The 25,295-nt window shown below is 74.6% G+C and carries 24 protein-coding genes; 10 read left to right on the forward strand and 14 right to left on the reverse strand.

All coding sequences use genetic code 11. From position 1 onward, the window contains the following. Positions 1-69: 69 nt before the first annotated feature. The gene (locus tag ACFW1I_RS06340) at positions 70-960 is read right to left on the reverse strand and encodes an SGNH/GDSL hydrolase family protein (protein ID WP_384666564.1); all 891 of its coding nucleotides are present in this window, start codon (positions 958-960) and stop codon (positions 70-72) included. A gap of 266 nt (positions 961-1,226) precedes the next feature. Between ACFW1I_RS06340 and ACFW1I_RS06345 the strand changes: the two genes are divergently transcribed. Both ACFW1I_RS06345 and ACFW1I_RS06350 read left to right on the forward strand, forming a co-directional pair. Continuing rightward, positions 1,227-1,721 carry a DUF3145 domain-containing protein gene (locus ACFW1I_RS06345; protein WP_031004858.1) on the forward strand — a complete coding sequence of 165 codons (495 nt, stop codon included), beginning with the start codon at positions 1,227-1,229 and terminating at the stop codon, positions 1,719-1,721. A gap of 70 nt (positions 1,722-1,791) precedes the next feature. After that, positions 1,792-3,396: a PQQ-binding-like beta-propeller repeat protein gene (locus tag ACFW1I_RS06350; protein WP_384666566.1), complete on the forward strand. Its 1,605-nt coding sequence runs from the start codon at positions 1,792-1,794 to the stop codon at positions 3,394-3,396. Positions 3,397-3,447: 51 nt separating this feature from the next. Here ACFW1I_RS06350 and fabF read toward each other — a convergent pair whose 3' ends face one another. The 5 genes from fabF to ACFW1I_RS06375 all read right to left on the reverse strand — a co-directional run bounded on the left by fabF (position 3,448) and on the right by ACFW1I_RS06375 (position 8,352). Continuing rightward, on the reverse strand, positions 3,448-4,710 hold the full coding sequence (fabF, locus tag ACFW1I_RS06355; protein WP_384666568.1) for a beta-ketoacyl-ACP synthase II: 1,263 nt from the start codon (positions 4,708-4,710) through the stop codon (positions 3,448-3,450). A 79-nt stretch (positions 4,711-4,789) separates the two neighbouring features. Then, entirely contained in the window at positions 4,790-5,056 is a 267-nt protein-coding gene (locus tag ACFW1I_RS06360; protein WP_384666570.1) for an acyl carrier protein, read from the reverse strand. 57 nt (positions 5,057-5,113) lie between these two features. Then, positions 5,114-6,145, reverse strand: a complete 1,032-nt coding sequence (locus ACFW1I_RS06365; RefSeq protein ID WP_384666572.1) for a ketoacyl-ACP synthase III — start codon at positions 6,143-6,145, stop codon at positions 5,114-5,116. 18 nt (positions 6,146-6,163) lie between these two features. Beyond that, positions 6,164-7,081 (reverse strand): ACP S-malonyltransferase, encoded by a 918-nt coding sequence (locus ACFW1I_RS06370; RefSeq protein WP_384666574.1) that lies wholly within the window; start codon positions 7,079-7,081, stop codon positions 6,164-6,166. Positions 7,082-7,170: 89 nt separating this feature from the next. After that, positions 7,171-8,352, reverse strand: a complete 1,182-nt coding sequence (locus tag ACFW1I_RS06375; RefSeq protein WP_384666576.1) for a PucR family transcriptional regulator — start codon at positions 8,350-8,352, stop codon at positions 7,171-7,173. 81 nt (positions 8,353-8,433) lie between these two features. Here ACFW1I_RS06375 and ACFW1I_RS06380 point away from each other — a divergent pair, with 81 nt between their 5' ends. Next, the gene (locus tag ACFW1I_RS06380) at positions 8,434-9,084 is read left to right on the forward strand and encodes a pirin family protein (protein ID WP_384666578.1); all 651 of its coding nucleotides are present in this window, start codon (positions 8,434-8,436) and stop codon (positions 9,082-9,084) included. A gap of 75 nt (positions 9,085-9,159) precedes the next feature. Here the strand turns inward: ACFW1I_RS06380 and ACFW1I_RS06385 are convergent, their stop codons facing one another. Beyond that, positions 9,160-10,341, reverse strand: a complete 1,182-nt coding sequence (locus ACFW1I_RS06385; RefSeq protein WP_384666580.1) for an Ig-like domain-containing protein — start codon at positions 10,339-10,341, stop codon at positions 9,160-9,162. 211 nt (positions 10,342-10,552) lie between these two features. On the opposite strand from ACFW1I_RS06385, the gene ACFW1I_RS06390 reads away from it, so the two are divergent. The 5 genes from ACFW1I_RS06390 to ACFW1I_RS06410 all read left to right on the forward strand — a co-directional run bounded on the left by ACFW1I_RS06390 (position 10,553) and on the right by ACFW1I_RS06410 (position 16,329). After that, positions 10,553-11,755 carry a lipid II:glycine glycyltransferase FemX gene (locus tag ACFW1I_RS06390; RefSeq protein ID WP_384666582.1) on the forward strand — a complete coding sequence of 401 codons (1,203 nt, stop codon included), beginning with the start codon at positions 10,553-10,555 and terminating at the stop codon, positions 11,753-11,755. Next, the gene (murJ, locus tag ACFW1I_RS06395; RefSeq protein ID WP_384666584.1) at positions 11,752-13,383 is read left to right on the forward strand and encodes a murein biosynthesis integral membrane protein MurJ; all 1,632 of its coding nucleotides are present in this window, start codon (positions 11,752-11,754) and stop codon (positions 13,381-13,383) included. Before ACFW1I_RS06390 ends, murJ begins: the two co-directional genes overlap by 4 nt. A gap of 50 nt (positions 13,384-13,433) precedes the next feature. Beyond that, positions 13,434-14,117: a response regulator gene (locus ACFW1I_RS06400; RefSeq protein WP_384666586.1), complete on the forward strand. Its 684-nt coding sequence runs from the start codon at positions 13,434-13,436 to the stop codon at positions 14,115-14,117. A 194-nt stretch (positions 14,118-14,311) separates the two neighbouring features. After that, the gene (locus tag ACFW1I_RS06405) at positions 14,312-15,736 is read left to right on the forward strand and encodes an ATP-binding protein (protein WP_384666698.1); all 1,425 of its coding nucleotides are present in this window, start codon (positions 14,312-14,314) and stop codon (positions 15,734-15,736) included. Next, complete coding sequence (locus ACFW1I_RS06410) at positions 15,733-16,329, forward strand: hypothetical protein (protein WP_384666588.1); 597 nt, start codon at positions 15,733-15,735, stop codon at positions 16,327-16,329. The genes ACFW1I_RS06405 and ACFW1I_RS06410 overlap by 4 nt, the downstream gene beginning before the upstream one ends. A gap of 20 nt (positions 16,330-16,349) precedes the next feature. Here the strand turns inward: ACFW1I_RS06410 and ACFW1I_RS06415 are convergent, their stop codons facing one another. Next, positions 16,350-17,180 carry a serine hydrolase domain-containing protein gene (locus ACFW1I_RS06415; protein WP_384666590.1) on the reverse strand — a complete coding sequence of 277 codons (831 nt, stop codon included), beginning with the start codon at positions 17,178-17,180 and terminating at the stop codon, positions 16,350-16,352. Positions 17,181-17,231: 51 nt separating this feature from the next. Here ACFW1I_RS06415 and ACFW1I_RS06420 point away from each other — a divergent pair, with 51 nt between their 5' ends. Together ACFW1I_RS06420 and ACFW1I_RS06425 are read left to right on the forward strand one after the other, a co-directional pair. Then, the gene (locus ACFW1I_RS06420) at positions 17,232-17,651 is read left to right on the forward strand and encodes a MerR family transcriptional regulator (RefSeq protein ID WP_384666592.1); all 420 of its coding nucleotides are present in this window, start codon (positions 17,232-17,234) and stop codon (positions 17,649-17,651) included. Beyond that, on the forward strand, positions 17,648-18,670 hold the full coding sequence (locus tag ACFW1I_RS06425) for an aldo/keto reductase (RefSeq protein WP_384666594.1): 1,023 nt from the start codon (positions 17,648-17,650) through the stop codon (positions 18,668-18,670). Before ACFW1I_RS06420 ends, ACFW1I_RS06425 begins: the two co-directional genes overlap by 4 nt. A gap of 29 nt (positions 18,671-18,699) precedes the next feature. On the opposite strand, the gene ACFW1I_RS06430 is transcribed toward ACFW1I_RS06425, so the two are convergent. The 6 genes from ACFW1I_RS06430 to ACFW1I_RS06455 form a co-directional block, all read right to left on the reverse strand. Further along, positions 18,700-19,896: an acyltransferase gene (locus tag ACFW1I_RS06430; RefSeq protein ID WP_384666596.1), complete on the reverse strand. Its 1,197-nt coding sequence runs from the start codon at positions 19,894-19,896 to the stop codon at positions 18,700-18,702. Then, a complete protein-coding gene (locus tag ACFW1I_RS06435; protein WP_384666598.1) occupies positions 19,893-20,876 on the reverse strand; it encodes an alpha/beta hydrolase in 984 nt (327 codons plus the stop codon). The genes ACFW1I_RS06430 and ACFW1I_RS06435 overlap by 4 nt, the downstream gene beginning before the upstream one ends. Before the next feature lie 138 nt (positions 20,877-21,014). Then, positions 21,015-21,692, reverse strand: coding sequence for a response regulator transcription factor (locus ACFW1I_RS06440; RefSeq protein WP_031004821.1), 678 nt, complete (start codon positions 21,690-21,692; stop codon positions 21,015-21,017). Then, the gene (locus tag ACFW1I_RS06445) at positions 21,689-23,050 is read right to left on the reverse strand and encodes a sensor histidine kinase (protein WP_384666601.1); all 1,362 of its coding nucleotides are present in this window, start codon (positions 23,048-23,050) and stop codon (positions 21,689-21,691) included. The genes ACFW1I_RS06440 and ACFW1I_RS06445 overlap by 4 nt, the downstream gene beginning before the upstream one ends. A 284-nt stretch (positions 23,051-23,334) precedes the next feature. Further along, positions 23,335-24,201: a DUF4429 domain-containing protein gene (locus tag ACFW1I_RS06450; RefSeq protein ID WP_384666602.1), complete on the reverse strand. Its 867-nt coding sequence runs from the start codon at positions 24,199-24,201 to the stop codon at positions 23,335-23,337. Positions 24,202-24,275: 74 nt separating this feature from the next. After that, positions 24,276-25,295, reverse strand: a 1,020-nt coding sequence (locus ACFW1I_RS06455) for an alpha/beta hydrolase (RefSeq protein WP_384666604.1), incomplete at its 5' end; no start/stop codon positions are given.

Below are 25,295 nucleotides of genomic sequence, written 5' to 3' on the forward strand. Positions count from 1 at the left end.
CCCCGGGGTCGGGGTTCCCCCCCCGCCCCCCCCCCGGGGGCGGGGCCCCTCCCCCCCGCCGCCCGGGGGCTACTTCTCCGTGATCCTCCGGTACGCCAGCTCCGCGAGCCGCGCCTGCCCGACGCGGTTCGGATGGAACCAGTCCCAGGTGCTCAGCAGCGTCTCGTCGAAGCGGAAGCCGAACACGGCCCCGCCGTCGTACCGGCACAGCTCGTCCGCCGCGCAGACCTCGGCGAGCACCTCGTTGTACGCCACCACCCGGTCGCGCACCGCCGTGCGCCGCGCCTCGGCCGCCGCCCCCAGGTCCTCCGGGTCCGCCAGCATCGAGCCGCAGACGCCCAGTTCCCAGACCCGCCGCACCAGCGGGCTCGCCCGGCCGGTGTCCCACAGCCGCCGCAGGTCCGGCACGCTCGCCACGTACACCCGCGCCTCGGGCGCGCCCTTCCGCAGCCGGGCCATCGCCGTCTCGAACGACCGGCGGAAATCGGCCACCGGGGTCATCCCCGCCGGGGTCGGCCGGCAGGCGTCGTTGGCGCCGATCATCACCGTGACCAGCTCGGGCCGTTCGGCCGCCGCCCGTCCCATCTGCTCCGGCAGCGCCGCCATCCGGGCGCCGCTCCGGGCCAGGTTCCAGCTGTGGTCGGCCACCCGCCCGGCGCCGAGCAGCCGCAGCGCCAGGCTGTTCACCGCCGGGTCGGTGCCGGTCGCCCAGGACGCCTCCGGGCAGTCCGCGAGCAGCGAGCAGGCGTCGAAGGCGCGGGTGAGGGAGTCGCCGACGGCGGCGACGGACGCGGGGGAGACGTCCCACCGCGAGGCGGGCGTCGGGGAGGGGGTGGCGGTCCGGGCGGGAACGGAGGCGGCGGGAGCGGGCTCCGGATCGCCGGCGCAGCCCGCGAGCGCGGCCACCGCGAGCACGGCGCCCACGACGGCGGTACGGAATCGGCGTCGGCCGTGCGGCACCGGCCCCCTCCTTCGGACGACTGGCCTCCTGGCGAGTGAAAGCTTCGTGTCCACCCGCCCCCTGACCGACCGTACGTCACCCTGATGACGGCGCGGCACGGTAGCTTTTCCCCCGTCGAACCAGCGGCGCGCCCGCGCCGACCGGCTCCGGTAAATTACATCACGTCACATGCTGTCCCTTTTCAGAAGGTTTGCGGAGTTCTTCACCTGATGCTGTTTACTGAGGCCGCTGGGAAGGCGAACCTCGTCCCACACTGGAGGTCCCGGTGACGACACGTGGAGTCCTGTACGTACACTCCGCACCGCGCGCGCTCTGCCCGCACGTCGAATGGGCGGTGGCGGGTGTGCTCGGTGCGCGGGTCCAGCTGGACTGGATCCGTCAGCCCGCGGCGCCCGGCACCTGGAGAGCCGAGTTCTCCTGGCAGGGCGAGACCGGCACGGCCTCCAAACTCGCCTCCGCGCTGCGCGGCTGGCAGATGCTCCGCTTCGAGGTGACCGCCGAGCCCTGCCCGACCGCCGAGGGCGAGCGCTACAGCGCCACCCCCGACCTGGGCATCTTCCACGCCGTCACCGGCATGCACGGCGACATCCTCGTCCCCGAGGACCGCCTGCGCGCCGCCCTCGCCCGCGCGGCACAGGGCGAGACCGTCCTGGAGGCCGAGATCGCCAAGCTCCTCGGCAAGCCCTGGGACGACGAACTGGAGCCCTTCCGGTACGCCGGCGAGGGCGCCCCGGTGCGCTGGCTTCACCAGGTCGTCTGAACGCGTTCACCCGGGCCCGCTAGCTTCCCGCCCCTAGGCGCGCAGGGGGCGCGCGGGGCGGGGGAACGGCATGACGGGTCTGCGCAGGACGGCCGGGGCGGTCTCCGCCGTGCTGGGAGCGGTCGCACTCGGAGCGGCCCTGGCGCTGCTGGCGGGCTTCCTCTACGCGATCGTCCGGGGCGGGTCGACCGGCGCCATGCTGATGTGGATCCTGGGCCTGTTCGTCCTGGCGTTCCTTCTGCTCGGCGCGTTCGGAACGACGCTGCCGGACGAGGAGGGGGAGGCAGCGGAGAAGGCGACGGAGGCGGTCGGTGAGGGGGACAAGGACAAGGCCGGGGACGGCGACGGCGACGGGGACTGGTACGACCCGCTCGTCTTCGGGCTCGTCCTGGTCGGGCTCGTCGCCGGAGGCCCCTTCGGCATCGCCGGGTACGAGGCGCTGAAGCCGGAGACCGCGTCGGCCGCGCCGGCGGCCCCGCCCCCGACCCCGTCGCCCTCCGCGTCCCCTTCCGTCCCGGCCTCCGCCTCCGCCTCCGCTTCCCCCACGGCCTCCGCCGTGCCCTCCGCCACGCCCGGCGAGGGGGCCGTCGGCTGGACGGTGCCCGCCGTCGGCGGGCCGTACGACATGGCGCCGGGTGCCTGGGGGGCCGGGGAGGCCGTCGTCCATGTGCGGTCCGACGGGCTGTCGGCGTACGCCGTCCGGGACGGGGCCGTCCGGTGGAACGTTCCGGCGCCCCGGCGCGAGGCCGTGTGCGCGATGGGCCCGGAGGTCGTCGGGAACATCGGGATCGTCGCGTTCGGGCGGTACGACAAGCCCTGCGCGAACCTCCTCGCGATCCACACCTCGACCGGCCAGGTGCTGTGGCGGCAGAAGGCCGGGGGCGCGGGGATCCCCGCGTACGGCCTCGCGGTCGGCGGGGCCACCGCGGTCGTGGCGGAGGACCGGGTGGTGCGGGGCCGCGCCGCCGAGACCGGGGAGCAGCGCTGGCAGCGGCCGCTGGGCCGGGACTGCGTGGTCCGGGCGCTCGACGCCGACGCCGACCGCGTGCTCCTGGTGGAGCAGTGTGGGACCGGCGCGCGGCTGGTCGCGCTGGAGACCCGTACCGGCGAGGAGTCGTGGACGCGGACGCTGCCCGTCGAGTCGACCGTCGCGGCGGCGGTGGTGTCGGTGGCGCCCGCGGTCGTCGCCCTGAACGAGGAGGACCCGCGCGGCACCCTCGCGGTGCTCGCCTTCGACGAACGGGGGAAGCCGCTGGCGACGGTTCCGGTCAACGGGCCGGCCGGGACGCTCGTCACGCCCGAGCAGGTGGCGGAGACCGGCCGGGGAGGCCGCGCCGTCGTCGACGGCGACCGGCTGATCGCGCTCGCCGGGGACAAGGTGGTCGCCCTCTCGCTGCAGGACGGCAAGCAGGTGTGGGAGCACCACCCCGAGGGCGGGTCCGTCGCGGCGCTCGCCCCGGCCCCCGACGGCCGGGTCGCCGTCCTCACCGAGGACGAGGGCCCGGGGGTCGTCCTGCTCGACGCGGCGACGGGAGCCTCCCGCGGCGGAACGACCGCGAAGGACCCCGGCGCGCGCGTCTCGACCAGCCCCCTCCTCGTCCCCGTCACCGGCGCCCACGTCGCCGTCAACCGAGGCGCCGCACCCCCCGAACCCGCCCTCTTCCTCCTCCGCTGACGCGAAAGGCCCGCCCCCACCCGGGGACGGGCCTTCGCGTGCGTCGGTGCGTCAGACGGTGCGGAACGCGAGGACCACGTTGTGGCCGCCGAAGCCGAACGAGTTGTTCACCGCGGCGATCGTGCCCGGGGGGAGGGCGCGGGGCTCGTCGCGGACGATGTCGGCCTCGACCTCGGGGTCCAGGTCGTCGACGTTGATGGTCGGCGGGGCCACGCGGTGGTGGAGCGCCAGGACCGTCGCGACGGTCTCGATGCCGCCGGCGCCGCCGAGCAGGTGACCGGTCATCGACTTGGTCGCGGAGACCGCCACGTGGTCGAGGTCGTCGCCGAAGACCTGACGCAGCGCCTTGATCTCGGCGACGTCGCCCTGCGGCGTCGACGTGGCGTGCGCGTTGAGGTGCACGACCTCGGACGGCTTCAGGTCCGTGGTGTCCAGCAGGTGCTGGAGCGCCGCGGCGATGCCCCGGCCGGACGGCTCGGGCTGCGCGATGTGGTGGCTGTCGGCCGACAGGCCCTGGCCGATCGCCTCGCAGTAGATCTTCGCGCCGCGGGCCTTGGCGTGCTCCTCGGACTCCAGGATCACGACGCCGGCGCCCTCGCCGAGCACGAAGCCGTCGCGCGCGGTGTCGTAGGGGCGCGATGCCTTCGTCGGCTCGTCGTTGTTCTTGGACATCGCCATCATGTTGGCGAAGGCGGCGATCGGCAGCGGGTGGATCGCGGCCTCGGTGCCACCGGCGACGACCACGTCGGCACGGCCGCTGCGGATCATCTCGATGGCGTAGCCGATCGCCTCGGCGCCCGACGCGCAGGCGGAGACCGGGGTGTGGACGCCGGCGCGGGCGTTCACCTCCAGACCCACGTTGGCGGAGGGGCCGTTCGGCATCAGCATGGGAACGGTGTGCGGGGAGACGCGGCGGACGCCCTTCTCCTTCAGCACGTCGTACTGGTCGAGCAGCGTGGTGACACCGCCGATGCCGGACGCGATGACGGCACCGAGCCGCTCGGGCGCGATGGCCTCGTCCTCGCCGGCCGGGGCGGTGTAGCCCGCGTCGGCCCACGCCTCGCGGGCCGCGATCAGCGCGAACTGCGCCGAGCGGTCCAGCTTGCGGGCGAGCGGGCGGGGCAGTACGTCGCCCGGGTCCACCGCGGCGAACGCGGCGATCTGGACGGGCAGTTCGGCGAAGCGCTCGCCCTCCAGGGGCTTGACGCCGGAGCGTCCCGCAAGGAGACCTTCCCAGGTCGATGCGGAGTCGCCACCCAGCGGTGTGGTTGCGCCGATACCGGTGACGACCACGGTGCGATTGGTCGAGCTCACAGGAATTCGTTCTCCATGTGTGTGATGGTCGAAAGACGGCGCCACCGCCGGGTGGCGGACCGGGTCAGCGGGGGCCGGGTCAGCCCTTCGAGATCCCGCCGTCCTGGTGGGACTGGATGTAGGAGACGGCGTCGCCCACGGTCTTGAGGTTCTTGACGTCCTCGTCGGGGATCTTGACGTCGAAGCGCTCCTCGGCGGCGACGACGACCTCGACCATGGACAGGGAGTCGACGTCCAGGTCGTCGGTGAAGGACTTGTCCAGCTGGACGTCCTCGACCGGGATGCCGGCGATCTCGTTCACGATCTCCGCGAGACCTTCGACGAGCTGCTCCTGGGTGAAGGCCATGGTGGCGCTCCTTCTGTGGTTGCTTCGGTGGGTTGGCGTCCGGGAGATCCCGGGCGCCTAGGGGAGAGTAACGACCGTCGCGGCGAACACGAGACCCGCCCCGAAGCCGATGACGAGCGCGGTGTCGCCGCTCTTCGCCTGTCCGGTCGCCAGGAGCCGCTCCATCGCGAGCGGGATCGAGGCGGCCGAGGTGTTGCCGGTGGTCTCGACGTCACGGGCGACCGTGACGTGCTCCGGCAGCTTCAGGGTCTTCACCATCGAGTCGATGATCCGCATGTTGGCCTGGTGCGGGATGAAGACGTCCAGGTCGTCCGCCGTGATGCCGGCGGCGTCGAGCGCCTGCTGGGCGACCTTGGCCATCTCGAAGACGGCCCAGCGGAAGACCGCCTGGCCCTCCTGCGTGATGGCCGGGAACTTGATCTCGCCGGCCTCGTTGAGCGGCAGCTTGGAGACGTCGCCGAGCTGGTACTCGTTCCACGGCACGGTCTGCTTGATGGTCTCCGACTTGTCGCCCTCGGAACCCCAGACGGAGGGGCCGATGTGCGGCACGTCGGAGGGGCCGACCACGACCGCGCCGGCGCCGTCGCCGAACAGGAAGGCCGTCGCGCGGTCCTCCAGGTCCGTCAGGTCGCTCAGCCGCTCGACGCCGATCACGAGGACGTACTCGGCCGAGCCCTCGACGATCATGCCCTTGGCGAGCGTCAGGCCGTAGCCGAAGCCCGCGCAGCCGGCGGAGATGTCGAACGCGGCCGGCTTCCCGGCGCCGATCTTGTCGGCGATCTCGGTGGCGACGGCCGGGGTCTGCTTGAAGTGCGAGACGGTGGAGACGACGACGGCGCCGATCTGCTCCGGGGTGATCCCGGCCGCGGCGATCGCCTTGCCCGACGCCTCCACCGACATGGCGGTGACGGTCTCCTCGGGGGAGGCCCAGTGGCGGGTGGCGATGCCCGAGCGGGAACGGATCCACTCGTCGGACGAGTCGATCTTCTCGAGGATCACCTCGTTGGGCACGACCCGGGCCGGGCGGTAGCCGCCGACGCCCATGATCCGCGCGTACGGGGCGCCCTTGCTGGGCTTGATCTTCGACATGCTTCTCGACACTCCTCGTCAGACGGCCGTGTGCTCGGCGACGAGCGTACGGGCCGCGTCCAGGTCGTCGGGAGTCTTCAGGGCCACGGTGGCCACGCCCGGCAGCGCGCGCTTGGCGATGCCGGTGAGGGTGCCGCCGGGGCAGACCTCGATCAGCGCGGTCGCGCCGAGCGCCTGGAAGGTCTCCATGCACAGGTCCCAGCGGACCGGGTTGGCGACCTGGCCGACCAGGCGCGCGAGGACCTCGGCGCCGGTGGCGACGGTCTGCCCGTCCTTGTTGGAGACGTACGGCACGGTCGGGTCGGCCGGGGACAGCTCCTGGGCGGCCTGCTCCAGGGTGGCGACCGCGGGGGCCATGTGGTGCGTGTGGAAGGCGCCGGCCACCTTGAGCGCGACGACCCGGCGGACGCCCTCGGGCTTGTCCGCCTCCAGGGCGGCCAGCTGCTCCAGCGTGCCGGCGGCCACGATCTGGCCCGCGCCGTTCACGTTGGCCGCGGTCAGGCCGAGCTTCTCCAGGTGCGGGACGGTCACCTCGGGGTCGCCGCCGAGCAGCGCCGACATGCCGGTCGGGGCGATCGCGGCGGCCTCGGCCATCGCCAGACCCCGGGTCCGTACGAGACGGAGGGCGGCGGTGTCGTCGAGGACGCCCGCGAAGGCGGCCGCGGTGAACTCGCCGACGCTGTGACCGGCGACGGCGCCGGGCGATACGTCGCCGAGGGCGGCGGCGGAGAGGAGGCCGGCCGCGACGAGCAGCGGCTGCGCCACGGCGGTGTCACGGATCTCGTCCGCGTCCGCCTTCGTGCCGTAGTGGACGAGGTCGAGCCCGATGGCGTCCGACCAGGCCGCGAGGCGGTCGGCGGTGCCGGGCAGTTCGAGCCAGGGAGTCAGGAAGCCGGGCGTCTGGGCGCCTTGGCCGGGAGCGACGAGTACGAGCACCCTCACACTCTCTCTTGGGGACGGTGTCCGGCGCCCGTGGGGACTAGGACGAAGAACCGTCGGGGTAATTGTTGGTGTCCGACAAAAGTCTAGGACTGCCCGTCCGCGTCGGCCAAGCGCCCGAGGATCAGGGCGATCCGCAGGGTGAACGCGGATCGGACGTCGGAGGGTGACCAGCCGGTGACGTCGGTCACACGTCGGAGCCGGTAGCGCACGGTGTTCGGGTGGACGAAGAGCATCCTCGCCGCGCCTTCGAGACTGCTGGCCTGCTCCAGATAGACACTCAGAGTTTCCAGCAGCGCCGAGCCCGCTTCCTCCAGCGGTCTGTAGATCTCCTCCACCAACTGCTCGCGCGCCGAAGGGTCCGAGGCGATCGCGCGCTCCGGAAGAAGATCGTCCGCGAGGACCGGCCGGGGCGCGTCCTGCCACGCCGTGCACGCCTTGAGCCCGGCGGCGGCCGCCTGCGCGGACCGGGTCGCCGCGAGCAGGTCGGGGACCACGGGACCGGCCACGACCGGGCCCGCCGCGTACGGCCCGATCAGCGCCTTCGCCACGCCCAGCGGATTGTCGGAGCCGCCCGCGATCACCACGAGCCGGTCGCCGAGCACCCCGGTGAGCACCTGGAGCTTGGCGTGCCGGGCCGCCCGCCGGATCGCCTCCACGGTCAGCTCGCTGTCGCCGTCCGGGGCGGTGCCGAGGATCACGCACACGTGGTCCGGCGAGTTCCAGCCGAGCGCGGCGGCCCGGGACACGGCGCCCTCGTCGGCCTCGCCGGACAGCACCGCGTTCACCACCAGCGACTCCAGGCGGGCGTCCCAGGCGCCACGGGCCTCCGCGGCCTGCGCGTACACCTGGGCGGTCGCGAACGCGATCTCCCGGGCGTACACCAGCAGCGCCTCGCGCAGCACCGACTCGTCGCCGGGCGCGGCGACGTCCTCGATCGCGACCTCCATGACCTCGATCGTCGTCCGGACCATCTCCACGGTCTGCCGGAGCGTGATCGCCCGGGTCAGCTCGCGCGGCGCCGTGCCGAAGACGTCCGTCGAGATCGCCTGCGGGGTCTCGGGGTGCCGGAACCACTCGGTGAAGGCGGCGATGCCCGCCTGCGCGACCAGACCGATCCACGAGCGGTTCTCGGGCGGCATCGCCCGGTACCACGGCAGCGTCTCGTCCATGCGGGCGATGGCGTTCGCGGCGAGCCGCCCGGAGGACTGTTCGAGGCGCTTCAGGGTCGCGGCGTGCGGATGAGCGGCGTTCGTGGGTTCAGACACGGGGACAAGACTGCCTCATCCGGGCGCCGACGTGCGGGGTCGGGGCGGTTTCGCGCCCGGCCGCCCCGCTACCGTACGGGGGTGATCCGCATCCAGCGCGCCGGCGACCGGTACCCGGGCGGCGACCCCGAGGCCGGCATCGAGACCCGCCACGCCCTCTCCTTCGGGCCGTACTACGACCCGGACAACCTCCGCTTCGGCCCGCTCCTCGCCGTCAACGAGGAGCGGCTGGCCCCCGGCGCGGGCTTCGACGAGCACCCGCACTCCCACACGGAGATCGTGACCTGGGTGGTCGAGGGCGAGCTCACCCACCGCGACACGGCGGGCCACGAGACGCTGGTCCGCCCCGGCGACCTCCAGCACCTCTCCTCGGCGGCCGGCGTCCGCCACGTCGAGCGCAACGCGGGCGACACCCCGCTGACCTTCGTCCAGATGTGGCTGGCCCCCCTGGAGCCGGGCGGCGACCCGGCGTACACCCTGACCCGCGACCTCCCGGGCGCCTACGCCGTCCCGGCGGCGGGGGCGACGCTCCGCGTCCACCGGCCGGCCGAGGGCGAGGAGGTGCCCCTCCCGGACGCGGACACGCTGTACGTCCACGTGGTCCGGGGCGCGGTCGCCCTGGCGGACCGGGAACTGAGGGCGGGCGACGCGGCCAGGATCACGGCGGAGAAGGCCCTGCGCGCCACGGCGACGGAAGCCGCCGAACTCCTGGTGTGGGAGTTCCGTGGCTAGGCCCTCTCGGATCGTGCCGGGCCCGCGCCCCGTCGTGGGCGCGGCGGAGCGGTGCGGTGCCGCGCGCCCCGGGGCTCAGTTCGCCGCGCTCTTCGCCTTCCACTCCGCCCAGGACAGGTTCCACGCCCCGTAGCCGTTGCCCTCCGCGACGACGCCCTTGGTGTCCCCGCCCCGGATCTCGAACGGGTCCCCGACGTTGACGCTCGCGTAGAAGGACTGCGCGTCGGCGGTGCTCATCCCGATGCACCCGGAACTGCGGTTCGCGACCCCGAAGTTCCCCGCGTTCCACGGCGCCGCGTGCGCGTACATCCCCGACCAGGTCAGCCGCATCGAGTAGTCGACCATCTTGTCGTACGCGTCCCCGAGCCCGACCGTCTCGGAGTTCATCCGGATCGTGCCCTCCTTGGCCATGAGCACGGCCGTGCCCCGCCAGGACCGCTTGTCGCCGCCCGGCGTCCCGCCGGAGACGGGGATGGTCCGCACCGTCCGCCCGTCCTTCACCAGGGACAGCCGCTTCGCGTCCAGGTCGACCTTCACCACCTGCGCCGCGCCGATCGTGAACCCGGTCCGGTAGTCCCGCACGAACCAGCCGTCGCCCGAGTCCGTGCCGTTCAGGTCCGCCTCCAGCGTGACCTTCGTGCCCGGCTTCCAGTACTCCCGGGGCCGCCAGTCCACCCGGTCCCGGCCCGAGTAGTCGGTCACCCAGCCCCACGACCCCTCGGTGCCGTTCGAGGTGGTGACCTTCAGCTGCCGCTCCACGTCGGCCTTCCGCGTCACCGGCCGGTCGAAGACGATCGACAGCGGCTGCCCGATGCCGACCGTGGTGTTCTTCCCCGGCGCCAGCGTCAGCTTGTTCACCCGGTCCGCCGCCTCCGTCGTGAAGGTGGACCGGGTGGTGGTCTCCTTCCCGCCGGGGGTACGGGTGACGGCCACGACCGTGTACGCGGCGCCCGGCACCGCCTTCCGCTCCGAGGTCCAGCGGGCCCCGCCCGCGGCGGGCCGGCCGTCGAGCCGCCCGCCGTCCCCGTCCGTGACCGTCACCGACGCGAACGTGCCGCCGGCCGCCGTCACCGTCACCGGCTTCCCGGCCGCCGGGTCCACGACGGTCACCTTCGCGGGCGGCCCGTCCTGCGCGGCGCCCTTCGCCGGGTCGGCCGAGGAGCCGGGGCCGCTCGCGGCCTGGGCCGTACACGCGGTGAGGGAGACGGCCAGGGCGACGGCGGCCAGAGCGGGCCGGGACGTGCGTATCGGCGGCACGGAGCACCTCCGGAAGAGGAGAGAAAAGGGTGGGATGCCCGGACTCTAGGCCGCCTCCACCGGCCTCCGCCCGGCCCGGGGCCCATGTGACGGGCCCTGATGAAAAACGGTCATCGTCCCGTCACACACGCCGCGCGGACCCGTCTCATCCGGCTGTGAGCCTGCTGTGCGCCGCGCCACCCGGAGCGGACGAACCAAGGAGGCTCCCGTTGTGTCAGCGCTGCTCGTGACGCCCGCACCCGTGAAGCGCCGCCCCGCCGCCACGCCGCCCGCCGGCCCGGTCCGGCTCGGACCCGTGACCCCCGAGGTGTACCGCGCCTTCCTCGCGTCCCGCGCCACGGGACCGGACGGCCCCAGCTTCCTCCAACTCCCCGCCTGGGCCCAGGTGAAGGACGGCTGGAGCCACCGACTCGTCGGCTGGGGACCCGAGTCGGGAGAGCTCACCGGCGTCGCCCTGGTCCTGCTGCGGGCCTTCCCCGGCACCCGCAAGCACTTCGCCTACCTCCCCGAGGGGCCCGTCGCCGACTGGGCCGACCCCGGCCTCGACCGCTGGCTCGACCCGCTCCTCGCCCATCTGCGGTCCGCCGGCGCCTTCGCCGTCCGCATCGGGCCCGCGCCCGCCCACCGCCGCTGGACCGCCGCCACCGTCAAGGCCGCCGCCGGACCCGGCCGCCGGCTCGGCGACGTCCTCGCCGACGAGGTCGACCCGCTCGGCACCGCCGTCGCCGAACGGCTCCGCGCCCGCGGCTGGAAGCGCTGCGGCGGCGACTCCGAGGACGGCGCCGACGCCCAGCCCCGCCACGTCTTCCAGGTCCCGCTCACCGGCCGCACCCCCGACGACCTGTGGTCCGGCCTCAACCAGGAGTGGCGGCGCAACGTCCGCAAGGCCCGCAAGTCCGGCGTCGAGATCACCGTCGGCTCCGCCGCCGACCTGCCCGAGTTCCACCGCCTCCTGAGGATCACCGAGGAACGCGACGGCTTCCGGCTCGGCCGCTCCCTCGCCTACTACGAGCGCCAGTACGCCGTCCTCAACGCCGAACACCCCGGCCGGATGAAGCTCTACCTCGCCCGCCACGAGGGCGAGATCCTCGCCGCCCACACCATGATCACCGTCGGGAGGCGGGTCTGGTACCAGACCGGCGCCTCCGCCGACCACCGCCGCGAGGTCCGCCCCTCCAACGCCCTCCAGTGGCGCATGCTCCTCGACGCCCACGCCCTCGGGGCCGACGTCTACGACCTGCGCGGGGTACCCTCCACCCTCGATCCGGACGACCGCGCCCACGGGCTGCTGCGCTGGAAGCTCGGCACGGGCGGACAGGTCGTCGAGACGCTGGGGGAGTGGGAGACACCGATGCACGGCACGACCAACCAGGCGCTGTACCGCGCCTTCCAGGCGTACCTGGCCCGCCGATGACGGCCACGCTCACCGCCGGACCGGCCGGTCCGGACGCACCGGAGAAGAAGCCGTCCGCACTGCGCAGCGGCGCCGTCATGGCGGCCGGCTCGATCGTCTCCCGGGCCACCGGCTTCGTCCGCGCCGCCGTCGTCGCCGCCGCCCTCGGCGCGGGCCTGGTCGCCGACGGCTACGCGGTGGGCAACTCCGTCCCCACCATCGTCTACATGCTCCTCCTCGGCGGCGCCCTCAACGCCGTCTTCGTCCCCGAACTGGTCAAGGCCGCCAAGGAGCACGAGGACGGCGGCGCCGCCTACACCGACCGCCTCCTCACCCTCTGCGCCCTCGCGCTCACCGTCCTCACGGCGGGCGCGGTCCTCGCCGCGCCCGCCCTCGTCGACGCGTACACCGACTACGAGGGCGGCCAGCGCGACCTCACGATCGCCTTCACGCGCGCGTGCCTCCCGCAGATCCTCTTCCTCGGCCTCTTCACCCTCCTCGGGCAGGTCCTCAACGCCCGCGGCCGGTTCGGCGCCATGATGTGGACCCCGGTCCTCAACAACGTCGTGGTCGTCGCCGTCTTCGGCCTCTTCCTCGTGGTGAGCGACGGCGGCGAGCTCACCGCGGGCGAGACCGCCCTCCTCGGCTGGGGCACCACCGCCGGCATCGCCGTCCAGGCCCTCGCCCTGCTGCCCTCGCTGCGCGCCGCCCGCTTCCGCTTCCGGCCCCGCTTCGACTGGCGCGGCAGCGGCCTCACCGCCCCGCTGCGCGCCGCCGGCTGGCTCGTCCTCCTCGTCCTCACCAACCAGGCCGCCTACTGGGTCACCACCTGGGTCGCCACCACCGCCGGCAAGGGCGCGCACACCGGCGGCGCCGGCCTCGCCGCGTACAACAACGCCTACCTGCTGTGGGCCGTCCCGCACGGCATCGTCACCGTCTCCCTGGTCACCGCCCTCATGCCCCGCATGAGCGGCGCCGCCGCCGACGGCGACCTTGCCGCCGTCCGCCGCGACGTCGGCTACGCCCAGCGCACCACCGCGGCCGCCGTCGTCCCCGCCGCCTGCGCCCTCCTCGCCCTCGCCGTCCCGCTGATGTCGCTGGTCTTCGGGTACGGCGCGACCGACGCCGCCGACGTCCGCGCCATGGCCTGGACCCTGACGGCCCTCGCCCCCGGCCTCGTCGCCCTCTCCGGGCAGTACGTGTGCACCCGCGCCTTCTACGCGCTCCGCGACACCCGCACCCCCTTCCTGCTCAACCTGGTGATCGCTGGCCTGAACGCGCTGCTCTCCCTCGCCGCGTACCACTGGCTGCCCACCCACTGGACCGTCACCGGCATGGCCGCCGGCTACTCGCTCGCCCTCTGGGCGGGCTGGGGACTCACCGCGTACGTCCTCCGGCGCCGGCTGCCCGCCGCGGAGGACGGCGAGGACGGCCGGGGCCTCGGCCGGCTGCTGATCGCAGCCGTGCCCGCCGCCGGCTACGGCCTCTTCGTCGCCGACGGAACCGCCCCCGCCGGCGCCCTCGTCTCCGGTCTCGCCGGCGCGCTCACCGTCCTCGGCGCCTTCGCCGCCCTCGCCCGGCCGCTGCGCCTCACCGAGGTCTCCGCCCTGATGACGGCCGCCGCCGGCCGGCTCACCCGCCGGACCTGACCCCCGGGGGCCCCGCGGGGGGCCGCCACCGACCTTGGGATACTCCACGAATGCCTCGCGTGCTCCTCATCGAAGACGACCCCTCGGTCCGCGAAGGCGTCGAGCTCGGGCTCCGGCGCCGCGGGCACGAGGTCCGCACCGCCGCCACCGGGGAGGCCGGGCTCGCCGCCCTTGGCGAGTTCCGCCCCGACCTGCTGCTGCTCGACCTCATGCTGCCCGGCATGAACGGCGTCCAGGTCTGCCGACGGGTCCGCGAGAACAGCCAGCTCCCGATCATCATGCTCACCGCCCGCGGCGACGACTTCGACGTCGTCATCGGCCTGGAGGCGGGCGCCGACGACTACATCGTCAAACCCGCCCGCACCGAGGTCATCGAGGCCCGCATCCGGGCCGTCCTGCGCCGCATCGAGGAGCCCGGCGGCGGCCGCCCCGCCGTCGAGCACCACGGCGCCCTCGCCGTCGACCGGGCCGGCCTCACCGTCGCCAAGAACGGCGAACGGCTCGCCCTCGCCCCCTCCGAGCTCAAGCTGCTGCTCCACCTCACCGCCGCCCCCGAGCAGGTCTTCAGCCGCCAGCAGCTCCTGGAGCACGTCTGGGAGCACAACTACCACGGCGACGCCCGCCTCGTGGACGCCTGCGTGCGCCGGCTCCGCGCCAAGATCGAGGACACCCCCGGCGACCCCCGCTACATCCAGACCCTGCGGGGCTTCGGCTACCGCTTCGGACCGCTGTGAGGGCCTGCGTGCACCCCCGCGAGGAGCCGGGGACCGACGCCCACCGCCCGGCCGCCCCCGGGGGCGGCGCCTCCGCGGGCACCGCCGAGGGGACCGCGTACGCCGCCGGCGACCGCCCCGGCACCGGGGCCGCCGCCCCGCGCCGGGCCCGCGCCCGCCTCCGCCTCCCCCGCCCCTTCGGCCTGCGCACCCGGATGGTCTTCGCCTTCCTCCTGGTCGCCGCCGTCGGCTGCGGCACCACCGCCGCCCTCACCTACCGGGCGGCCCGCAGCGCCATCCTGGAGCAGACGCAGAACACCGCCGTCTCCGCCTTCCGCGAGCAGGTCGACGCCCTCAACATCGCCCTGCCGCTCGACGAGGACGCGCTCCGCGACACCCTCCAGACCCTCGCCCGCCAGGGCAAACCCCGCACCTGGCGGGTCTACGCCGAGTACGGGTCCCTCCGCGTCTCCTCCACCGACCGCCCCGAGTCCTCCGTCCTCACCCCGGAGCTGAGGGCCCGCGCCCACAACCGGGAGGGCACCCCGCACACCGCCTTCCAGCGGGTGGTCAAGGGCGGCACCCCCTATCTGACGATGGCCGTCCCCGCCGTCTTCCGCACCCACGCCGACAAGAGCATCGCCCCCCAGCCCAGCGGCCTCGTCGTCTACGCCGTCATGGAACTGAGAGAGGAGGAGGCGAACGTCGAGGCCATGGTCACCGCCGCCCGCGACGGCGCCCTGCCCGCCCTCGCCATCGCCCTGATACCGGCGCTGCTCGCCGCCCGGGGAGTCCTCCGGCCCGTCCGCGAACTCCGCGCCGCCGCCCGCAGCATGGGCCGCGGCCGCCTCGACACCCGCATCCACGCCAAGGGCAGCGACGAACTCTCCGACCTGGCCCGCACCTTCAACGAGTCCGCCGCCGAACTGGAGCGCTCCGTCGCCGAGCTGCGCCGCGCCGAGGCCCGCGCCCGCCGCTTCGCCTCCGACGTCTCGCACGAGCTGCGCACCCCGCTCGCCGGGATGCTCGCCGTCACCGAGGTGCTCGACGAGGACGCCGGCGCCCTGGACAGCGACACGGCCCGCGCGGTCCGGCTGATCAGCGCCGAGACCGTCAAGCTCGCCGTGCTCGTCGAGGACCTGATGGAGATCTCCCGCTTCGACGCCCGCGCCGCCGAGCTCCACACCGACGAGGTCGACGTCGCCGACTGCGTCCGCAAGACCCTCGGCAGCCGCCACTGGACCGACCCGGAGCAGGTCCACGCGGCCCTCGGCGAGGGCATCCGGGCCCGCCTCGACCCCCGCCGCTTCGACGTCGTCGTCGCCAATCTGGTCGGCAACGCGCTCCGGCACGGGAAGGCGCTCGTCACGGTCCGGGTCTACGTCGACGACGAGGCCGGCGGCGAGGGCGCGGGCACCCTCGTCGTCCAGGTCTCCGACCGCGGCCCCGGCATCCACCCGGACGTCCTGCCGCACGTCTTCGAACGCTTCTACAAGGCCGACCCGGCCCGCGCCCGCTCCGCCGGCAGCGGCCTCGGCCTGGCGATCACCCAGGAGAACGTCCGGCTGCACGGCGGCACCGTCGAGGCCGCCAACCACCCGGTCGGCGGCGCCGTCTTCACCGTCAGGATCCCGCTGTGAGGCGCCGCGCCGGGCTCGCCGCGCTGCTCGCCGCCGCCCTGCCGCTGCTCGGCGGCTGCGGCATCCAGGGCAGCGACGTCGTGGAGGCCGGCGAGGCGCCGACCGTCAACGTGCAGCCCGTCCCCGAGGGCCGGATGCTGCTCTACTTCCTCGGCCCCGGCGGCGAGCTGATGCCGGTCGCCCGGGACGTCGGCCTCTCCTTCGTCCCCGTCCCCGAGACCACCCACCCCGGGTCCGGACAGGGCACGGAACCCGACCACATGGCCCGGCGCGAGATCGACCTGAGCCATCCGAACGTCCGCGGCCTGGCCACCGTGAAGGTCCTCTCCGCCCTGCTCGCCGGCCCCGGCGGCGCCGAGCTCCAGGCGGGCCTCACCACCGAGCTGCCCGCGAGCGGCGAGCTGATCCGCGTCGAGGCCGAGGACACGGGTGGAATCCGGCTCCAGACCCCGTTCCTGGTCCAGGAGCTGTCGGAGCGCGCGCTCGCCCAGCTGGTGTGCACGGCCGCGTTCGCCGTCGACCGCGCCGGGTCGCGCGAGGTGACTGTCGCGGGCCCGGACGGCGCCCTGCCCGCGACGGTCTGCGAGCCCTGACGGAGCCCGTTGCCTTCGGGTCAGCGGCGGAGGTCGGCGAGCACCGCGTCCGTGAACGGGGTCCACGCCTCGATCGCCCACGGCCCGAAGGCCCGGTCCGTGAGCGCCACGCAGGCGGCCCGCGCGTCCGGGTCGATCCACAGGAAGGTGCCGGACTGGCCGAAGTGGCCGAAGGTGCGCGGCGAGGACGTGGTGCCGGTCCAGTGCGGGGTCTTGGCGCCGCGGATCTCGAAGCCGAGCCCCCAGTCGTTGGGCCGCTGGTGCCCGTAACCGGGCAGGATGCCGGTCAGACCGGGGTACGTCACCGTCATCGCGTCCAGCACCGTGCGGGCGTCGAGCAGCCGGGGCGCCTGCACCTCGGCCGCGAACCGCACCAGGTCGTCCACGGTCGACACCGCGTCCTTGGCGGGCGAGCCGTCGAGCGACGTGCTCGTCATGCCCAGGGGCTCCAGGACCGCCTGGTGGAGGTAGTCCGCGAAGGGGATGTCGGTGGCCTTGGCGACCAGGTCGCCGAGGACCTCGAAGCCGGTGTTGGAGTAGATCCGGCGGGTGCCCGGCGCGGCCTGCACCCGGTTCTCGTCGAAGGCGAGCCCGGAGGTGTGGGCGAGCAGGTGCCGCACGGTCGCGCCCTCGGGCCCGGCCGGCTCGTCGAGGTCGATCGCCCCCTCCTCGTAGGCGACGAGCACCGCGTACGCCGCCAGCGGCTTGGTCACCGAGGCGAGCGGGAAGCGGTGCCCGGTCGGCCCGTGGCTCCCGGCCACCGTGCCGTCCGCGCGGACCACGGCCGCCGCCGCGGTGGGGACGGGCCAGTTCTCGATCGCCGCCAGACTCGGCACGCTGCTGCTCTCCATGGCCCCGAGCCTACTTGCTTGGAGTGCACTCCAACCTTTTAGCGTGGAGGCATGAGCGTGATCGAGAGCGTCGAGAGCACGACCGGGTCCGCGCGGAAGGACCGCTACACGATCAGCGAGGTCGCCGCCCTGACCGGACTCACCGCGCACACCCTGCGCTGGTACGAGCGGATCGGCCTGATGCCGCACGTCGACCGGTCGCACACCGGGCAGCGCCGCTTCACCGAACGGGACCTCGGCTGGCTGGAGTTCGTCGGCAAGCTGCGGCTCACCGGGATGCCGGTCGCGGACATGGTCCGGTACGCGGAGCTGGTCCGCGAGGGCGCCCACACCCACGCGGAGCGCCGGGCCCTCCTGGAGGCGACCCGCCGGGACGTCCGGTCCCGGATCGCCGAGCTCCAGTCCACGCTCGCCGTGCTCGACCTCAAGATCGACCACTACGGCACCATCTGCGGAGGCACTTCCTCATGAGCGACAGGATCGACACCGTACGCCTCGGCCCCGGCCAGGACGGCCCCGAGACCGGCGTCCAGGGCTTCGGCGCCATGGGCATCAGCGAGTTCTACGGCGACACCGACGAGGCCGCCGCCCGGGACACCCTCGACGCGGCCCTGGAGGCCGGCGTCACCCTGATCGACACCGCCGACATCTACGGCAACGGGGCCAACGAGGAGTTCCTCGCCCCCTTCGTCGCCGCCCACCGGGACGAGATCGTCCTCGCCACCAAGTTCGCCATCGAACGCGACCCCGAGCGGCCCGCCCACCGTGGCGTCCGCAACGACCGCGCCTACATCCGGCAGGCCGTCGAGGGCAGCCTGCGCCGGCTCGGCACCGACACCATCGACCTCTACTACATGCACCGGCGCGACCCCTCGGTGCCCTTCGCCGAGTCCGTCGGCGCGATGGCCGAACTCGTCGCCGAGGGCAAGGTGCGCCACCTCGGGCTGAGCGAGGTCACCGGGCCGGAGCTGCGCGAGGCGCACGCCGTCCACCCGATCACCGCCCTCCAGTCGGAGTGGTCGCTCTTCTCCCGGGACGTCGAGCGCTCCGCCGTGGCCGCCGCCGCCGAACTCGGCGTCACCTTCGTGCCGTACTCGCCGCTCGGCCGCGGCTTCCTCACCGGCGCCTTCGCCGACGCCGGCAAGGACCTGTCGGAGAGCGACTTCCGCCGCCACCAGCCCCGCTTCACCGGCGAGAACGCCGAGCGGAACGCGGCGCTCCTCGACCCGGTCCGCACCATCGCCGCCGCCCACGGGGCGACCCCCGCGCAGATCGCCCTCGCCTGGGTGCAGCAGCGCGCCGCCGTCCACGGGCTGACGGTCGTCCCCATCCCCGGCACCCGCAAGCGGTCCCGCCTGGAGGAGAACGCCGCCGCCACCCGCATCACCCTCACCGAGGCCGAGCTCGCCGCCCTCGAACCCCTCGCGGGCCTGGTGGCGGGCGACCGCTACCCGGACATGAGCCTCACCTCGGCCGCCCGCGAGGCCTGACCGCCCGCTCCGGGCACCCCTGGGCCTCCTCACGCGAGGCCCAGGGCGAAGACCGCGAAGCCCGCCGCGAGCAGGCCCGCGAGGGTGCGGCGGGCCGGACCGGTGCGCGCCCACGGCGACTCGAAGCCGCGCGCGTACCGCCCGACGAGCACGAGCAGTCCGGCGAAGACCGGCATCCAGGCCAGCCGGGCCAGGATCCAGCCGACCGAGTCGGGTGCCCCGACGAGACCGGGCACCTCGCCCAGGTACGAGGCGGGGATCGCGGCCGCGAGCATCGCGGTCTGGTGCCAGCACAGGATCGTCATCGCCGACAGGTTGACCACCACGACCGGAGCCCACAGCGCGGGCCGCTTCAGCAGCCGGCCGAGCCGGTCCCGCAGCAGGATCGCGGCCCCGCCCTGGGCGGCGGCGAGCGCCAGGACCAGCAGCGACGGTGGGTGCGAGTTGGTCCGGGCCTCGCCCGGGACGCCGACCATCGACGCCGGGTAGCCGAAGACGAGCAGCAGCGCGGCGAAGAGCGCCGCCCCGCCGATCAGCAGCCCCCACGCGTGCCGGCGGTTCACCCGGCCCTCGCCCCAGCCCACCCCGAGCTGGTACGCGAAGAGCCAGCCCGGCAGGATGTTCAGCAGGCTCAGCCAGGACGGCACGGCGTCCGCGTACGGGCCGTACCGCAGGAAGTCCACGACGGCGACCGAGCCGAGCAGCGGCGCCGCCGCCCACACCCCGAGCCGGCGAGCGGCCCGCACGCACAGCGGGGTCAGCGCCGTCACCACCGTGTACACCCCGACGAACCACAGCGGCTGGATCACCAGCGTCGACGCCGTCCGCAGGGTGTCCACCGGGACACCGAGACCGTGGTGGAGCAGCGGCAGCAGCGCCGCCCACACGGCGGTCACCCCGAGCACCGGCCGGCCGAGCCGGGCGAGCCGCCCGCCGAGCCAGGCACGGGTGGTGCCGGTCCTGCGCCGGTAGGACAGGACGGAGGCGTAGCCGCCGACCAGGAAGAAGATCCCCAGCATCTGGAGGATCCAGCTCGCCGGGGCGAGCGCGCCGAAGGTGGCGAGCGGGGAGGCGTTGTGGATCGCGCCGTCGGCGGAGAGCGTGAACCCGCCGAGCAGCCAGTGCCCGGTCGGCACGGCCAGCAGCGCGAGGGCCCGCAGCCCGTCCACGGCCCGGTCGCGGTGGGCGGGGGTGCCGGCCTCGATCTTCCGGACGAGGGTCTTCATCGGACGTCCCCCTCGGCGATCGCGGCGAAGGCGCGCAGCGAGGAGGTGCCGGGCGCGAAGTAGCCGTCGTGGCCGTCCGCGTCCCGCGCCGGTACGGCCCGGGCGCCGAACTCCGGCGCGGTCGGGTCGGTGCCGTGCCCGTAGCCGCCGACCGCCACGTTCGGCACCCGGTCGATCCAGTCCGTCGGGTCCTTCGCGGCCCACACCCGGGCCGGGGTCCGCAGCTCCGCCACGTTCTCCGCCCGCATCCCGGGGGAGCCGAAGACCACCAGGTCCTTCGCCTTCAGCCGGTGCGCGGCGAGCCCGCAGACGACGGAGCCGTAGCTGTGGCAGAAGACGGACGGCTCGGGGCGCACCCCGGCGGCCCGCAGCCCCTCCGTGAAGCGGGCCAGCCGCTCGGCACCCGCCTCCGCCAACTCGCCCGAGGCGGCGTCGAGTCCGACGCCGAGCGGGGTGGTGTAGCCGGCCCAGGCGACGACGGCGGTACGCCCCCCGGTCGCCTCCCGCAGCGCGGTGGCCTTCCGGGTGAGGGAGTCCATCCGGCCGGCGTCGACGTCGGAGCCCGGCACCAGCACCGCGACCCGCTCGGCCGTCGCCAGGTCCCCGTAGACCAGGACCGTCTGGCCCCGGCCCCGGGAGTCGTGCGCCAGGACCCGCGCCCCCGGGTGACGGACCTGAGCGGACCGGGCGTTGGCCTCGTAGCGCAGCTCCAGCGGCGCCCCGTCCAGGTTCCCGACCACCGTCGGGTGCGCCCGTACGAGCCTCTCCCGCTCCTCGCGGCCGAGTCCGGCGAAGAAGCGGGCCACTTCGGCCGGGTCCATCCGCTCCGGGTCCGGCAGGCCCGCCGCCCGCCACTCGGCGGTCCCGGCCGGCGGCCCGGTGACCGGCTCCTGCGCCGTCCCCGACGCCCAGCCCGCCGTTCCCGCCACGACCGCCGTCACCATGACGGCGGTCACCAGGCTCCTCGTGATGCGGCCCATGCCGTCCTCCCTCTCTCGTCGTCGGCGAGAGGAAGGTAGGAAGACGACGGGTGACGGCACGTCACACCGGGGAGCCAACTCCCGTGCCATACCCGGGTAGGGGGTGGACGAGGAGACCGCCCCCGGCCCGGGGTGGGGTTATCCCCCGGGGGTCACCAGGCCCGACTCGTAGGCGAAGACCACCGCCTGGGCGCGATCCCGCAGGTCGAGCTTGGCGAGCACCCGCCCGATGTGGGTCTTCACCGTCTGCTCGGCGAGCACGAGCCGCTCCGCGATCTCCTGGTTGGACAGCCCGCGGGCGATCAGCTCCAGCACCTCGGTCTCACGCGGCGTCAGACCGTTGAGCCGGAGCGCCGTCACGTCCTTGCGGGCGGCGGGACGGTTCGCGGCGAAGTCGGCGATGAGCCGACGGGTCACGGACGGCGCGAGCAGCGCGTCGCCCGCCGCCACGACCCGTACGGCGGCGATGAGATCGGCCGGCGGCGCGTCCTTCAGCAGGAAGCCGGACGCCCCGGCCCGCAGCGCCTCGTACACGTAGTCGTCGACGTCGAAGGTGGTCAGCATCAGCACCTTGGGCCGGTGGGTCACCCCGGCCGGCGGGTGCAGGATCTCCCGGGCCGCCGCCAGCCCGTCCAGCTCCGGCATCCGCACGTCCATCAGCACCACGTCGGGGTGGACGGCCCGCGCCACCTCGACGCCCTGCCGCCCGTCCGGCGCCTCGCCGACCACGTCGATGTCGGTCTGCGCGGCCAGCAGCGCGGCGAACCCCGCCCGCACCATGGCCTGGTCGTCCACGATGATCACCCGAATGGTCACACGACATCCTCGCTCGTCGGCCGTCCCCCCGCACCGGCCACCCTAGGCCCCAGCGGCAGCGTGGCCGCGATGCGGAAGCCGCCGTCCGGGAGGGGGCCGGTGTCGAGGGTGCCGCCGGTCAGCCGGACGCGCTCGCGCATCCCGACCAGACCGTGCCCGGTGCCCGTGTTCTCCAGCGGCGCGACCGGCTCCGCGGCCGCGCCGTTGACCACCAGGACCGTCAGCCCGCCGGACCCGTCCTCCCGCACCGACACCCGGGTCGGCGCGCCCGGCGCGTGCCGCACCACGTTGGCGAGCGCCTCCTGCACGATGCGGTACGCGGACAACCCCACCGCCTGCGGCACCTCGGTCCGCCCGTCCGCGAGCTCCGTGGCGAGCGACAGCTCGGCCGGCACTCCCGCCCGTACGGTCGCCTCCACCAGCTGCTGCAGCCGGTCGAGGCCCGGCTGCGGGGCCCGCTCGCCCTCGCCGCCGTCGCTGCGGAGCACCGCGAGCAGCCGCCGCATCTCGGCCAGCGACTCCCGCGCGCTGCCCGCGATCGACGCGAACTCCTCCCGGGCCGCCTCCGGCAGCTCCGGGATCCGGTACGGGGCGGAGTCCGCCTGCACCGTGATCACCGACATGTGGTGGGCGACCACGTCGTGCAGCTCCCGGGCGATCCGGGCCCGCTCCTCCAGGAGCGTGCGGCGGGCCCGCTCGGCCTCGCTGATCGTCTCCTGCTCGGCGAGTCTTCGCTGCGCCTCGCCGCGCGCCCGGATCGCGGAGGTGAGCAGCAGCAGCACGCCGCTGAGCACGAAGAGGAGCGTGGTGATGCCCGGGTCGCCGTACGGCCGCACGATCTCCAGCAGGTACCCGGCCGCACCGGTCGCCAGCCACACCCCGAGGAGCGTGCGGCGCGGCTCGCGCAGCCCGAGCGCCAGCATCAGCGCGCAGTACCCGACGACGACCGGCGGGGTCCACGGCCACAGCTGGGCGCGCGGCCCGTCCGAGGCCATCAGGACGAGCGCCCCGGCGATGTCGGCGGGGAACACGATCCACCAGGCTTGCAGCGGCCGGGTGGTGGCCAGCAGCAGCGGCGCGGCCTGCGCGGTGGCGAGCGCCCCGGCGAGCGCGCCAGGCACGTCGTAGTCGTGCATGAGGAGATGGACGGTGACCGGCAGGAGGGAGGCGACGAGCGCGACCCCGAACCCGTACGGCAGCAGCCTCATCCACCAGGACGAGGCTCCCGCGAAGGGCGGCGCCCCGGGCGGCGCAGGCGTTCCGAAGGTCGCCTCCAACGCCCGCACGGCGACCCGCGACCACTCCTGGACCCGCACCGCGAACCCCCCGGGCCCCGGTCGTTTGTCGAACGCTTTCATGTCGAGTCAGCCTAGGTTCGCGGCCCGATCCCGTCGTCGTACCAGGGGTGACAATCGCGGATCAGACCCAGGTATGACACCCCGCGACCTTCGTCGAGCGCCCCGCCGCCCGCTCACCGTCCCCCGCGCCCCGCGCCCGGCCACGCCCGTCATGCCCCCGCGCCGACCAGGGTCTTCGCCGGACGCCCGCCCCGCTCGCCCCGCCGACTTTCGTCGCGGGCCGAGCCCCGGCGGGCCCCGCAGCCATGCGGCGCGCGCCCCCGGCGGCGCCGTCCCCCGCGCCGCTACAGCTCCGCGAGGAGTTCCGTCTTCTTCGCCGCGAATTCCTCGTCCGTCACCAGGCCCGCCTGGTGCAGTTCGCCGAGGTGGCGAATCCTTTCAGCGATGGCGCCGGGGTCACCGTGTGCCGCGCTGCGCGCTCCCGCCGGGACCGGGGCGCGGTCCTTGGCGCGGATCGCCGAGAGGACCGCGGCCGCGAAGGGGAGGGAGTCGTGCACCGGTCCGTAGCCGAGGCCGAAGACGACCGACGCCGGGTCGTGGTCGGGCCGGTCCGTCCGGGGCGCGCCGCCCCGGGGGAGCAGCCGCAGGAACCCGCCGGGGGAGTCCGGCGAGCGCCACTCGACGCCGCTCAGCTCCCGGACCCGGAACGACTGGTCGCCCGTCTTCCACTTCTCCGACGTGGCCATCGTCGAGGACCAGCGGAACGCGACCTCCGACGACCCGTCGAACGTGGCCTTCCCGTCGTACGCCTTGAAGGAGCGCGGCCCCCGCGGCGCCTCGACGAGGAACCCCTGGTCGAGCCGGTCCACCGGGTCCGCGGGGATCACCGCCGCCAGCTCGTCGCGCCACCGCGCGGCGAGGTCCTCCCGGTCGGCGGGCAGCGCCAGCCGGTACGGGTCGCAGGTCTCCTTGAGCTGCCCCGCCGCCGCTTCCATCAGCGGATCGGCCCCCGGCCGCGGCACGGCGTGCAGCACGACCGTCCCGCGCCGGCCCGGCGCGAGCGTCGCCGCGGCCAGCGCCTCGTACGGCACACGTCGCTCACGCAGCGCCTGAAACAGCCTCGGCGTACGGATCCCCCGTTCGAAGCGGATGACAAGTGCGTCGCTCTCCAGCTCCCAGGTGGCATGAATTCCGGCCAGCACATCACCCATACGCCTCATCGTAAGCGGCGCGTGGCCGTGCGTCGCCCCTCGGAACTGTCCTGAAATTCCGTGATCTACGCGCGTCAGAGGCCGGTGCCGCCGGAGATTCCCCCGTGGCACGCGCTGTCGGCACGTGCGCAGACGACCCGTCCGAAGGCCCCCGCGCCTATCGCGGCGAAGTTGCCGAGGCTCTCCGTGCCCGGCTCGAAATAGCCGCTGTGTCCGGCCGCACCGGCCGCCGACACCAGCCGCGCCCCGAACTCCGGCGCCATCGGATCCGCCCCGTGCCCGACCCCGCCGAGCTCCAGGTGGGGCACGTCCGCGATCCAGTCGCCGGCGTCCCGCATCGCCCAGATCCGGGCCCGGGTGCCCAGCTCGGCGGCCGTCTCCACCCGCATCCCGGGGCTGCCGGCCACCGCCAGGTCGGTCACCCGCTCCGGCAGCCGGGGAGCGGCGATCCCGCAGAGCACGGAACCGTAGCTGTGGCAGAAGAGCGCCACCCGCGCCTTCCCCGGCAGGCCCTCGGTCAGCCGGACGAGCCGCGCCGCGCCGGTCGCGGCGAGCCGGCCGGTCGCCGCGTCCACCCCCACCCGGGCGGGCGCCGTGTACCCGGCCCAGGCGATGACCGCGACCCGGGCGTCGGGCGCGGTGCGCCGCTCGGCCTCGTACAGCGCCTGCGCCATGCCGACGGGGGCGGTGTAGCGCCCGTGGGTCTTCTGGAAGGTGAGCAGGTGGGTGTCGACGCCGGGCACGATCACCGACACCCGCCGGGCCCGCTCCAGATCGCCCAGCACCTCGGCGGCCCGCCCCGTACCGGTGGGGTCGAAGGCGAGGATCCGGCGCCCGGGCTCCAGCAGGGAGACGAAGCGGTCCACCCGCCGCCGGGCCTCGTGCCGGCCCTCGGCGGAGAGCCGGGTGTCCCGGAGGCGGGGCCGCTCGGCCGCCAGCGCCCGGGTGAGGGCGATCCGGTTGGCGCGGTAGCGCAGCGCCGGCGGGGCCCCGTCGAGATTGCCGACGACGAGCGGATGCCGCTCGGCGAGCCCCGCGGCGCGCGCCGGTCCCTCCGCGGCGAACCAGGCCCCCTCCGTACGGGGCGGGGCGGT

It is taken from the genome of Streptomyces sp. NPDC058955 (genome assembly GCF_042741435.1).
Classification (GTDB): Bacteria; Actinomycetota; Actinomycetes; order Streptomycetales; family Streptomycetaceae; genus Streptomyces.